12 protein-coding genes are annotated in these 12397 nt (G+C 65.7%); 9 read left to right on the top strand and 3 right to left on the bottom strand.

Features of this window, described 5'->3' with window-relative positions; genetic code table 11:
- The first annotated feature begins 76 nt into the window (after positions 1-76).
- The 6 genes from IB236_RS14920 to IB236_RS14895 all read left to right on the top strand — a co-directional run bounded on the left by IB236_RS14920 (position 77) and on the right by IB236_RS14895 (position 5727).
- Complete coding sequence (locus tag IB236_RS14920; RefSeq protein ID WP_056745066.1) at positions 77-943, top strand: oxaloacetate decarboxylase; 867 nt, start codon at positions 77-79, stop codon at positions 941-943.
- A gap of 105 nt (positions 944-1048) precedes the next feature.
- Positions 1049-2416, top strand: coding sequence for a bifunctional diguanylate cyclase/phosphodiesterase (locus IB236_RS14915; protein WP_056745068.1), 1368 nt, complete (start codon positions 1049-1051; stop codon positions 2414-2416).
- 21 nt (positions 2417-2437) lie between these two features.
- Positions 2438-2758: a hypothetical protein gene (locus IB236_RS14910; RefSeq protein WP_143227261.1), complete on the top strand. Its 321-nt coding sequence runs from the start codon at positions 2438-2440 to the stop codon at positions 2756-2758.
- A 135-nt stretch (positions 2759-2893) separates the two neighbouring features.
- On the top strand, positions 2894-3361 hold the full coding sequence (locus IB236_RS14905) for a CopD family protein (RefSeq protein WP_056745072.1): 468 nt from the start codon (positions 2894-2896) through the stop codon (positions 3359-3361).
- A 77-nt stretch (positions 3362-3438) separates the two neighbouring features.
- Positions 3439-5286 carry an ABC transporter ATP-binding protein gene (locus tag IB236_RS14900; protein WP_056745074.1) on the top strand — a complete coding sequence of 616 codons (1848 nt, stop codon included), beginning with the start codon at positions 3439-3441 and terminating at the stop codon, positions 5284-5286.
- A gap of 114 nt (positions 5287-5400) precedes the next feature.
- Positions 5401-5727 (top strand): EthD family reductase, encoded by a 327-nt coding sequence (locus tag IB236_RS14895; protein WP_108497174.1) that lies wholly within the window; start codon positions 5401-5403, stop codon positions 5725-5727.
- A 34-nt stretch (positions 5728-5761) separates the two neighbouring features.
- Here IB236_RS14895 and IB236_RS24615 read toward each other — a convergent pair whose 3' ends face one another.
- Positions 5762-7798 carry a tetratricopeptide repeat protein gene (locus IB236_RS24615; protein WP_192421339.1) on the bottom strand — a complete coding sequence of 679 codons (2037 nt, stop codon included), beginning with the start codon at positions 7796-7798 and terminating at the stop codon, positions 5762-5764.
- Positions 7799-8027: 229 nt separating this feature from the next.
- On the opposite strand from IB236_RS24615, the gene IB236_RS14885 reads away from it, so the two are divergent.
- Positions 8028-8351: a helix-turn-helix transcriptional regulator gene (locus IB236_RS14885; protein WP_192421338.1), complete on the top strand. Its 324-nt coding sequence runs from the start codon at positions 8028-8030 to the stop codon at positions 8349-8351.
- A 69-nt stretch (positions 8352-8420) separates the two neighbouring features.
- Here the strand turns inward: IB236_RS14885 and IB236_RS14880 are convergent, their stop codons facing one another.
- Together IB236_RS14880 and IB236_RS14875 are read right to left on the bottom strand one after the other, a co-directional pair.
- Positions 8421-9413 (bottom strand): tripartite tricarboxylate transporter substrate binding protein, encoded by a 993-nt coding sequence (locus IB236_RS14880; protein ID WP_192421337.1) that lies wholly within the window; start codon positions 9411-9413, stop codon positions 8421-8423.
- Between the two features lie 101 nt (positions 9414-9514).
- Positions 9515-10612, bottom strand: coding sequence for a beta-propeller fold lactonase family protein (locus IB236_RS14875; protein WP_192421336.1), 1098 nt, complete (start codon positions 10610-10612; stop codon positions 9515-9517).
- A gap of 382 nt (positions 10613-10994) precedes the next feature.
- Between IB236_RS14875 and IB236_RS14870 the strand changes: the two genes are divergently transcribed.
- A complete protein-coding gene (locus IB236_RS14870; protein ID WP_056062533.1) occupies positions 10995-11966 on the top strand; it encodes a tripartite tricarboxylate transporter substrate binding protein in 972 nt (323 codons plus the stop codon).
- A gap of 49 nt (positions 11967-12015) precedes the next feature.
- Positions 12016-12397: dihydrodipicolinate synthase family protein (locus IB236_RS14865; RefSeq protein WP_192421335.1), on the top strand; the 382-nt coding region annotated here is incomplete at its 3' end.

Here is a 12397-nt window from a genome sequence, read left to right as displayed (position 1 = left end):
AAAAGGGCTTGATGCGCTAGTGAATCATGCGCCAATAGCTATCAAACATATAGCAACCCAGCTCACCACCCCAACCATGAACACCAGACAACAACTCAAAGCCCTGGCCCAGGCTCGCCGGGGCGTCGTCGTGCCCGGCGCTTTCAACGCCCTCTCCGCCCGCGTGGTGGCCGACCTGGGCTTTGAAGCCCTCTACGTCACCGGCGCTGGCGTGACCAACATGTGGTTCGGCCTGCCCGACCAGGCCTTCATGGGCCTGACCGACATTGCCGACCACACCGCACGCATCCGCGACGCGGTGGAGCTGCCGCTCATCGTCGATGCCGACACGGGTTTTGGCAACGCCCTCAACACCTACCATGCGGTGCGTGTGCTGGAGCGCGCGGGGGCCGACTGCATCCAGCTAGAAGACCAGGTCAGCCCCAAGCGCTGCGGGCATTTCAACGGCAAGGACGTGATCAGCACCGACGAGATGCTGGGCAAGATCAAAGCCGCAGTGGATGCGCGCCGCGATGCGGACACCCTCATCCTGGCCCGCACCGACGCCTGCGCCACCCAGGGCTTCGAGGCCGCCGTGGAGCGCGCCCAGCGCTTTCAGGAGGCGGGCGCGGACATCCTGTTTGTGGAGGCCGTCACCACACTGGAAGAGATCCGCGCCCTGCCCCAGCGGCTGGCGGCACCACAGTTGATGAACATGGTGATCGGAGGCAAGACCCCCATCACCAGCGCCGAAGAACTCGCCGGCTTGGGCTATGGCCTGGTGCTGTACGCCAACGCAGCGCTGCAGGGCGCGGTGGCTGGCATGCAAAAGGCCTTGACCGTGCTGCGCGACGCGCAGCGCATTGACGAAGACCCCGCACTGGTCGCGCCGTTTGCAGAGCGCCAGCGGCTGGTGCGCAAAGCCGACTGGGATACGCTGGAAGCGAAGTACGCCAGGCCTTAGTGTCACCCCCGGGGCAAGAACCCGTCGCGTTTTTGCCTTCAAGGCCGCACAAGCCTCCGGTGCCGGGCACAATGGGTCTTTCCAGCACACCGTGCGCGCTGCACCATGCAAAGCATTTCTTCGTTGAACCTGGTGGACCTGTTGCTCGACGCCGTCTGCATCGTGCGGGTAGACAGCTCGATTGTGTTTGTCAGTTCAGCGTTCGAGCGCATCTTTGGGTACACCCCCGACGAGGTGATCGGCAAGCGGATGCTGGACATGGTGCACCCCGACGACCTGCCCGCCACCCAACGACAGGCCCACAACGTGACGCAGGGCGAGCTGCAGCTGCAGTTTGAAAACCGCTACGTGCGCAAGGATGGCTCCATCGCCCACATCCGCTGGACGGCCCGCTGGCTGCCCGACAAGCAGGTACGGCTGGCCGTGGCCCACGACATCACCGCGCGCAAGGCCACCGAGTCGATGCAGGCGGTGATCTACGCCATCTCCGAAGCCGCGCACACCACACACAACCTGCAGGCCCTGTTCCAGCACATTCACCAGATCGTGGGCGGCCTGTTGCCCGCCACCAATTTTGCGGTGGCCCTGTACAACCCGCACGATGACCAGCTGAGTTTTCCGTACCACGTCAACGAGCACCTGCCCGCGCCCGAACCCATGGCGCTGGCCGAGGACCCGCGCTATGCGGAGGTGATCCGTGGCGGTGCCACCTTGCTGCTCACGCCGGACTCGTCGGTAGCAAAGGCCACGCACTGGCGCGCTGCAGCGCATGCCACGCAGGCGCCGCTGTATTGGCTGGGTGTGCCCTTGCAGACGCAGCGTGGCCCCCTGGGAGCACTGGTGCTGCAAAGCTACACCGAACAAGGCCGCTACACCGACAAGGACAAGGAGCTGCTGCAGTTCGTCTCCACCCAGGTAGCGGCCGCCATTGAACGCAAGCAGATGTATGAGCGCCTTGAACATATGGCGCAGTACGACCAGCTCACGCACCTACCCAACCGCCAGCTGTTTCTGGACCGGCTCAAGACCGCCCTGGCCCGCGCGCGGCGCGACCAGACGCTGCTGTCGCTGCTGTTCATTGACCTCGACCGGTTCAAGGAAGTGAACGACACCCTGGGCCATGCCATGGGCGATCTGCTGCTGCAGCGGGTGGCGCAGCGGCTGCTCGAATGCGTGCGCGCATCCGACACGGTGGCGCGGCTGGGCGGTGATGAATTTGTGGTGCTGCTTGAAGGCGGCCAAGCCCGCGAGCACGCCTGTGCGGTGGCCGACAAGATACTCGCGGCCTTTGGTCAGGACTTCGACCTCGAAGGCCAGCGTCTGTACATCCAGCCCAGCATTGGCGTGGCCATCTACCCCGAGCATGGTGGGGAAGAGCACCGCCTGCTGGGCCACGCCGACGAAGCCATGTACCTGTCCAAGCGCAACGGCGGCAACCAGGTGCGGGTGGCGCTGGCGCCCCTGCATTCCTGATGTCCGTGGTCCCAGCCCGTCTTGCACACGTCCGTCCCTGGCTCTGAGGCGACTTCGGTGGGGGCATACAACGGGACCAAGCCGCTTGTACTGCAGTGCGCGGTGCGGTTGGGTCTGGCTGTGGCGGCCTTGCCGGTGGCCCTTGCCGTCACGCTGATGCTCTATCCGGTGTGGTCATGGGTGGAGCGCACGACAGGCATCGAAAGCGTGGGCCACAGCGGGCCGGCCAGCTGGTGCTATCTGGCCGTGTGGGTGCCCATGGTCACGGCCCTCCTGCTGCCCCCAATGTGGCGCCTGGCCAAGGCACTCTTGCGCAAGCCACATGGCCACGCAGACACATAGGGGTTCTTGGGTCGAGGTTCACCGCCGCAGGCATATCACCGCACAATGCGGCCTGGCATTCGCAACCCCCCGGCCGGATGCTCTGGCCCATCCCTGGGGCACTTCACCACACTCGGCGCCCAGCGCCACGCACCCATGCTCTACAACGCCTTGAAGCTTGTCCATGTCCTGTCCATCATCGTGTGGGTGGGGGGCATGGTGTTCGCCCATTTTTTTCTGCGGCCTGCCGCGCAGTCGCTGGAGCCCCCGCAGCGCGTGCGGCTGATGCATGACGTGCTGCAGCGTTTTTTTGCGGCAGTCACTGCCGCCGTGGTGCTGGTGCTGGGCAGCGGCCTGTGGATGATCGGCCGCGCGGCCAAGCAGGCCGTTCAGACGGGCGGTGTGTTCTCCATGCCACTGGACTGGACCATCATGGCCACGCTGGGCCTGGTGATGATGGTCATCTTCGGCCATATCCGCTTTGCGTTGTTCCGGCGCCTGCAGCGTGCCGTGGCAGCGTCGGACTGGCCCAGCGGCGCCAAGGCCCTGGGCAGCATCCGCAGCTGGGTGGGCGTGAACCTGGCGCTGGGTGTGGTGATCGTCGTGGTCACGCTGCTGGTCTAGGGTCTATTGATTGGATGGGCCCGCAGGCTGCTGCCCCGCGCGGCAGCACGCATCGCGTGGCCCCAGGAGTTTTGACGTTGTTCCGTTTCTTCGAAAGCCGGCTTCCCCCCTACCCCGCTGCAGAGCCGCACTTGCCTCCCAAGGCCTTTTTGGCCTTTGTGTGGGACGGCACCCGTGGCCTGCGTGGCTACGTGGCCGCCATGGCAGGTTTGTCCGCAGCCATTGCCATTTACGAAGCCCTGCTGTTTGCCGTGTTGGGCGTGGTGGTGGACTGGATCTCCACGTCCGCGTCTCCGGGCACGCTATGGGCCGAACGCAAAGCGGCGCTGATCGGCATCACTGCGCTGCTGCTGGTATCGGTGGTGCTGGTCGCCTTGCAGACCAGCATCAAGCACCAGGTGCTGGCCATCAACTTTCCGCTGCGGCTGCGCTGGAACTTTCACCGGCTGATGCTGGGCCAGAGCATGGCGTTCTACGCCGACGAGTTTGCGGGCCGCATCACCACCAAGATCATGCAGACCGCGCTGGCCGTGCGCGACATGATCTTCACAACCACCGACGTGGTGATTGGCATGGGCATCTACCTGGTGACCATCCTTGTGCTGCTGGCCGGGTTTGACGCGCGGCTGCTGCTGCCGTTTGCCGCGTGGATGGTGGCCTATGGCCTGGCCTGCTGGTACTTTGTGCCGCGCCTGGGCCAGGTGGGCAAGGCGCAGGCCGACGCGCGCTCGGTGATGACCGGGCGCATCACCGACGCATACACCAACATTGCCACCGTCAAGCTGTTCTCGCACACGCGGCGCGAATCCGAATTCGCCCGTGCCGCCATGGACGCGTTCAAGCTGACCGGCTATGCGCAGATGCGCCTGGTGAGCCTGTTCGAGATCGTCAACCAGCTGCTGGTGGTGGCCATGATTCTCGGCGCGTGCGGCACGGCCCTGTGGCTATGGTCGGCCGGCGAGGTGGGTGCGGGTGCCGTGGCCGCCGTCACCGCGATGACGCTGCGCGTATCAGGCCACGCGCACTGGGTGATGTGGGAGATGACCACCCTGTTTGAAAGCGTGGGCACCATCCAGGACGGCATCAACACGCTGACCCGACCGCGCGCCGTGGTTGATGCCCCCGATGCCAAGCCCCTGGTCGTGACCCAGGGCGAGGTGCGCTTTGAGGACATGAGCTTTGCCTACGGCAGCGGCCCCGATGCCCGTCCGGTCATCGACCGCCTCAACCTCACCATCCGCCCCGGCGAGAAGATCGGCCTGATTGGCCGCTCGGGCGCGGGCAAGTCCACGCTGGTCAACCTGCTGCTGCGCTTTCACGATGTGCAGTCCGGCCGCATCCTCATCGACGGACAGGACATTGCCCACGTGACCCAGGACAGCCTGCGCCGCCACATCGGCATGGTCACGCAGGACACCTCGTTGCTGCACCGGTCCATGCGCGACAACATCCTGTACGGCCGCCCCGATGCCAGCGAGGCCGACCTGCACCAGGCGGCCGCGCGTGCAGAGGCCGCAGACTTCATCGCCACACTCACCGACCTGCAGGGCCGCACCGGCTATGACGCCCATGTGGGCGAACGCGGCGTCAAGCTCTCGGGTGGCCAGCGCCAGCGTGTGGCCATTGCACGCGTGATGCTGAAAGACGCGCCCATCCTGCTGCTGGACGAAGCCACCAGCGCGCTCGACTCCGAGGTGGAAGCGGCCATCCAGCAAAGCCTGGACGGCTTGATGCAGGGCAAGACGGTGATCGCCATTGCCCACCGCCTGTCCACCATTGCCGCCATGGACCGCCTCATCGTGATGGACGCGGGCCGCATTGTGGAAGAAGGCACACACGCCCAGCTGCTGGGCCAGGGCGGCGTGTATGCCCGGCTGTGGGGCCACCAGAGCGGCGGGTTCCTGGGCGAATCGGAGGAAGACTGAGTCGGCGAGGACGGACACGAGCCGCCTGGGCGACACGCTGTCGCGCACGCGGCTGTGCGGCGGGTGTGTTGTCCCTACGGTGGCGGGTTTCAACCACCGGATGGAATCGCACCGATGATCAAAGTCACCGCCGTTTACCGCTGGCGTGAAGGCGCCACCTTCAACCACGACTACTACCACTCCGAGCACATGCGCATCGCCCGCGCAGCATTGCAGCCGCTGGGCCTGGTGCGGCTGGAGAGCGACCGTGTTCTCTACCCTGGCGAGCCGCGCCCGGGCCAGGTGGTGGCGCTGACCAACGCGTTCTTCAGCGACCTGAGGCAGGCCCAAACGGCCGCCAAGGCGACGATGGCTGAGCTGTCGGCAGACATTCCCAACTACACCAACATCCAGCCCGAGTCGTACTTTGCGCAGATGCTGGAGCACCCTGTGACCGCCTGACTGCCTCGGGGGTATGCGGTGGTTGGGTCCGCCACTACCCGCGTTCGCGCAAGGCCTTGAAGAGCAGACCCAGGCACACGCCCATGCCCAGCAAAGGGATGGCAGCCAGCGCGGCGACCACCGCGCGCGCCAGGGGCGACCAGTCAAAGTCGCGCGCTGTGAGCCAGGCGCCCAGCGCCGCGATCAGGCCCAGCACCACCATGCCCACGCGAAAGCTGGCCCCGGGCTTGAAGAAGGCCATGAGCAATGCCCCGTTGGCCACACCGATGCCCAGCGCGGCATGGCCCAGGTGCCAGGCAAACGCTGAGGTGGAGCGCCCGTAGCGGGCACCTTCATAGGCATCGTCTTCGTCCCCCTCATCCCCGGGATGCGTCTGACCCGTACGGCTGCGCGAGGGGCTGGGAGCCTGCGAGCGCGGAGTCTGGGGTTGGGGCGGCCTGGCTGCGGCTGGCGAGGGCTGGGCTCCATCACCGCGCCCCCATTCGCCTGCGGACAGGCCGGCCGCTGCCGCGATACCCACAGGCCCGATGGCTGCCCCGACCGGCGCCGGCAGGTTCGGTGCGAGTCCCCGCTCTTGCAGCACGGCACGCAGCCGCCCCGGCTCGCGCAGTGCCATCACCAGGGCCCGCACGGGCCCCTGCTCTTGCGGCTTGATGCGCAGGTCGACCACCTGCATGGTGGTGCCCCGCGTATTGGCCAGCATGAACAACGCCTTGGCCACCAGGGCATCTTTGGGACCGCCCTTGCCGCTTTCGATGAAGGTGCCCAGGTTGTAGGTGGCGTCGGCGTGGCCTGCCTCGGCCGCCTGGGCATACCAGGCGCGGGCCTGGGCCAGGTTCACGGGGCCGCCATAGCGGCCATGCTCGTCGCTGGTGCCCAGGTGGAACGCGGCGTGCGGATCGCCCTCGCGGGCGTACCAGCCCGGCAGGTCGCGCAGAGGGTTGCCAGTCCACACCAGGGGTGCTGCAGCACCTGGTGCGGACGAATCCGCGGCCATGGGCGCCAGGCTGAGGCCGCCGGGCGATTCTGACGCTTGCTGGGCCTGCTGCTTTTGCTGCGCCCGCTGCCGCTGCGTTTGCGCGGCGGCGTTCCACTTGGCGGCCTGCTGCGCGTCCGCCGGCCCGCCCCAGCCGCGCTCGAACATCACGGCCAACAGGCGTTTGGCGGGTTCATGGTCCCAGTCTGCCGCGCGCTGGCACCAGGAGCGTGCGTTCTCAAAGTTCGGTTGCTCCCAGCCGGTCACGGTCTCCAGCGCCTGCAGAAAGGCTGCCACCTCGTGGCCCTGGTCCGCTGCGGGCTCCAGGGCGTCTGCCGCTTCAATGCGCTTGCGCGAGTACAAGGCCAGTTGCTCGCTGCGGGCCACGGCGTCATCGACTGCCTTGCGCTCTTCGTCCGCGATCCGCAGCAGTGTCTCGCCCGGGGCGTCCATCAGCCGTGCCATCAGAGCCTGAACGCGGGCCTTCGCCTTGTCCGGAAAGCGCTCGTAGAAGGCTTGGGCGTCCTTGCGGGTCTCCGCATCGTGCGCGCCCATGAGCTGCAGTGCAGCCGCCAGGTCAAAGTGCCTGCGCTGGCCCATGGTGCCAAAACGCAGGGCCCGACCCAGCGCATACAGCGCATGGGGGTTGCCCCGCGCGGCCCAGCGCCGGTACTCGGCCCAGGCTTTGGCGTCATCGCCCGCCTGCCGCGCACGGACCGCATGGCGCACCTGCAAGTCGGGCTCCTCAGGGGCGTCGCCATTGGCCAGGTAGTGCACGCCACTTTGTGGGTCATACAGATTCAGGCCCAGGCGGGCCGCCTGCTCCCAGCCATCGTCAAACGGCGGGCCCCAATCCGGAAAGCGGGTGTTGATGCCGACGCCAAAGGTCGGGTCGGTGATGTCAGGACCACCGAGGTAAATGTCCCAGAACCCGGCAAAGCGCTGTTCGACGGCCCGGGCCCAGGCAGTGAATTGGGGGTTCATCGGCACCTGGGGGCCGGCCTCCACGCGCTCGTACTGCGCGTCCGCCTCGGCCTTGGTGGCGGGCCAGGGCCAATCAGCGGGCTTCTCCCAGATCTGGATGGTGTAACTCACGGCTCCCTCCTCGGATGCCGCTCGGAATGCGGCTTGTTGTTTGTGTTGACGCTCGTCAAGTGCGAGCAAATTCTAGAAGCGCCCTCCGCCAGCCTGCATCGCGGCACCTCTCTGTTTTGTCCAGTGATGTGCCAGCACCACACCCGGATAACGCTCCCGCTTTTTGGGTAAAAATGGGCTGTAGCGCCGGTACTTCATGCCCAATTAGCTCTTCTTTTTATAGCAAATCATGTCCACACCACCCGTTTCCGCCATGGCCCTTGCGATGCCTGTGCCCACCGGCGAGCAGCTTAAGGCCGCGCGCGTTGCAGCCGGGCTCAGCCAGGCGCAAGCTGCCGAACTCATGGGTTACCCACTGCAGACCGGCAGCCGGGGCGGTGTGCAGTCGCGCACCTGGCAGGCGCTGGAGAGCATGACCGACGAGCGCAACATGCAGGGACCCGTGTTCGCGATGTTTCTGTTGCTCACCGGACAGCATCCCGATCTCGTGCTCGCACATCGCTCGCCATCGACGGACGCCCCCGCGAGCGCGCCAGCGCCCAACCCGCAATAAAAAAGGCGGAACGGCCCAAAGGCAGTTCCGCCAAGTCTCTACAGGAAGAAAACAGGATAAGCCGGGCGATCAGTCCACCTTGATATTGGCCGCCTTGATGACCTGCGCCCATTTGTCCACTTCAGCCTTCTGGAACGTGGCGATCTGGGCCACGCTCATGTCGGCAGGCTCCATGCCAAAACCTTTAAGGCGGGTCTGCATGTCGGGCTGGGCGAGGATCTTGCGGATCTCGTCGTGCAGGCGGCTCACCACCGGGGTGGGCGTGCCCGCTGGCACAAAAATCGTCTGCCAGGACTGCACCTCGAAGTCCTTGAGTTCGGCCACGCCGGACTCCGCCACCGTGGGCACGTCGGGCATGGAGGCCAGGCGCTTGGGCGACGTGACGGCAATGGCGCGCAGCTTGCCGCTCTGGATGTGCGGGGCGGCCACCACGGTGGTGTCGAACATCATGTCCACCTGGCCGCTGATCACGTCCTGGATGGCGGGGCCGCTGCCCTTGTAGGGGATGTGCGTGAACTTCACGCCCGACTTGTAGGCCAGCAGTTCCACCGCCAGATGCTGCGAGCTGCCGGTGCCAGCGGACGCGGACGACAGGCCGCCCTGCTTGCCCTTGGCGGCCGTCAGCACGTCCTTCAGGGTTTTATAAGGGCTGTTGGCCGACACCACCAGCACCACCGGGTTGGTGCCGATCAGCGTGACGGGGCTGAACGACTTGATGGGGTCGTAACCCAGCTTGGGGTACAGGCTGATGTTGATGGCATGCGAGCTGACCGTGCCACCCAGCAGCGTGAAGCCATCCGGGGCCGAGCGCGCGGCGGCCTCCGAGCCGATGCTGCCAGCCGCACCGCCCTTGTTCTCCACCACCACCGTCGTGCCCAGGGCTGTGCCGAGTTGCTGGCCGATCAGACGGGCCAGGGTGTCGGTGGTGCCACCGGCGGCAAAGGGCACCACGTAGCTGATGGCTTTGCCGGTGGGCCAGGTGGTCTGGGCCATGGCGGGCAGCGCCATCAGCGCGCCTGCAGCTGCCAGCGCTGCGGATTGGACCAGGGTTCTGCGTTGCATGTGTTTGTCTCCTAGGGGCAATGAAAAAAGGGGGCAAAGAGCGAGGGCGCCTGCAGAGGCCGTGTTGTCGGTGCAGCCTGTGAACGCGCGCCCTTACTCGCTCAGGGCATATCGACGATCTCGATCCAGTTGGGGTTCTTGCCCACCGGAACGCGGGTGGGCACACCGGGAAGGCCTGTCGCGGGGTCAATGGGGTGCAGTGCGACGTGGTGCGACTCCTGTCCCGCAGCGATCAGGAAGCGGCCAGACGCGTCCACTGCAAAACCGCGCGGCGTCTTTTCGGTGGGCACATGCCCCAGGGGCTGCAGCTGCCCGGTGGCGGCATCGACGCGAAATGCGCTCAGCGTGCTGGACGTGCGCTCCGACGCATACAGCGTGCGGCCATCGGGCGATAGGTGAATGTCGGCGGCCCAGGGCTTGCCCGCAAAACCTGCGGGCAACGCCGTGGTGCGCTGCAGCGGGCGCAGCGTGCCACGCTCCTTGTCGTAGGCCATCACATGCACGGCCGCATCCAGTTCGTCCAGCAGATACAGGTGGCGCTGGTCGCCGCTCCAGACGAAGTGGCGGGGGCCGGACTTTTCGGGCGCCACGGGGGTCAGCGCAGGCTCGTGGGCGGTGAGCTTGCCGGTCTCTGCATCAAACTTCCAGGCCGAGAGGTGGTCGCCACCCAGGCTGGTAGCAAAGACATAGCGGTTGGCTGCGTCCGCGTGGATGGCGTGCGCGTTGGGCGCGGTGGGGATGAGCTGCTGCACCGCTCCCACGACACCGTCCTTGCCAATGCTGTTGACCGTGATTTTGTGTCCGGGGTAGGAGGCTGCGAACAGCCAGCGCCCGGTGGCGTCGGTGTCGATATTGGCCATGCTGTCGGCCAACGGCGCCTCGCCCAGCTTGCGCAGCTTGCCGCTCGCCGGGTCAATGGCCAGGCTGACCACCCGAAACGGCTGCGAGCGCAATGCCACATAGAGCACGCGCTTGTCCGGGCTGACGGCCATGGGCATGGCAGCGCCGCCCAGTGCCGTGGTGTCCACGGGCTTGAGCGTCCCGGCGGCGCGGTCCAGCTCCAGCACCGACACATCCTGGCTGTCTGCATTGGCTACGTACACCCAGGTGGCTGCCTGTACCGCCTGTACGCCCAGCGCGGTTGCGACGGCCAGCATCACGGGCGCGACGCGGTGATGGATACGAAATGGGATGCTCATGCTCGGTCCCCTGGTAATGCCTTCGGCTGGACTGCGACTCTGAAGCGCGCCCGCCAGTGAGGCTGTGGTGGTTCTGCTGCGCCCGGAGACGCCATTCGCATGGCGATTCATTGCTGCAGCATCGTGTAATTGTGATATGTCGTCATACAACAAGGAATGCATTCTGACCCATCTTCAGCGCTGACAGAGAAAGGGATTACCCGATGTCACGTACAACCTTGAAACACCCGCCAGTCAACAATCTCTGGACTTTTTTGGACCAGAAATCTCAGTACAAACCCTGAAATCCACCTAAACATGCACTGAATGGCACCGGCATAGATTGCATATTTTTCGATCTAGTTGTACGATGACTAACAACACAAACACACGGAGACATTCCATGAGCCTGCAACGTCGCGCAATTCTTCTGGCCTGCACTGCCGCTCTGGCGGCAGCTTCTGCCACGGCCCAGACCGCTGAATGGCCTGCCAAGACACTGCGCATCGTGGTGCCCTACCCACCAGGCGGCAGCTCTGACATCATTGCGCGCTCGATCAGCCAGGCGCTGTCCGAATCGCTCAAGCAGAGCGTGATCGTCGAGAACAAGCCCGGCGCCAATGGCAACCTGGGTGCCGACTTTGTGGCCAAAGCCGAGCCCGATGGCTACACCATGCTGCTGTGTGATGTGGGCGCGCTGGCGATCAGCCCCTCGGTCTACACCAAGCTGTCTTTCGACCCCTCCAAAGACCTGCGCGGTGTGACCATGCTGGCCTACTCGCCCCACCTGCTGGTGGTGCACCCCTCGGTGCCGGTCAACAACCTCAAGGAGCTGATCGCCTACTCCAAGAAGAACGAGCTGAACTTTGCCGTGACGGCCACCGGCAGCGCGCCCCATCTGGCGGGCGTGGCGCTGGAGCGCGCCAGCGGCGCACGCTGGCAGTACATCCCCTACAAGGGCGGCGTCACCGCAATTCAGGACACCGTGGCGGGCCAGACCCAGGTGCTGATGAACGGCATGCTGGCCACCCTGCCCCAGGTACAAAACGGCAAGCTCAAGGTGCTGGGCGTTTCCAAGTCCACCCGCATGCCGCTGATCGGCGACGTGCCCACGATTGCCGAGCAAGGTGTGGCTGGCTATGAGTCCGGCACCTGGCAAGGCGTGCTGCTGCCACGGGGCACACCCGATGCGGTCGTGCAAAAGCTCAACAAGGCGCTCATCACCGCCATCCGCGCACCCGAGATCCGCTCGCGCCTGGCCGGCCAGGGCGCCGAAGTGGTGACCATGACCTCCACCGAACAGGACCAGTTCTTCGCCAAGGAACGCGCGCGCTGGGCCAGCGTGGTGAAGGCCGCCAACATCAAGCTCGACTGAGCGCCACAGACACCCGTTTCATTCACCATCCTCTCCCGCTGCAATGACCATGACCCCGCAAGAACTCAAAACCATCATGGGCTCCGGCCTGCTCTCGTTCCCCATCACCGACTTCGACGAGCAGGGCAACTTCCGCCCCAAGACCTACATCGAGCGCCTGGAGTGGCTCGCCCCCTATGGCGCCAGCGCCCTGTTTGCCGCCGGTGGCACCGGCGAGTACTTCTCGCTCTCGGGCCCGGAGTACAGCGAGGTCATCAAGACGGCCGTGGATACCTGCCGGGGCAAGGTGCCGATCATTGCCGGTGCCGGTGGCCCCACCCGCACGGCCATTGCCCATGCCCAGGAGGCCGAGCGCCTGGGCGCCCATGGCATCCTGCTGTTGCCGCATTACCTGACCGAAGCTGGCCAGGAAGGCCTGATCGCCCATGTGG

The organism is Acidovorax sp. ACV02 (genome assembly GCF_014851475.1).
Taxonomy (GTDB): domain Bacteria; phylum Pseudomonadota; class Gammaproteobacteria; order Burkholderiales; family Burkholderiaceae_C; genus Acidovorax; species Acidovorax delafieldii.
Note: the sequence above shows the minus strand (reverse complement) of the source record. Positions and strands in the feature narration are given on the sequence as shown.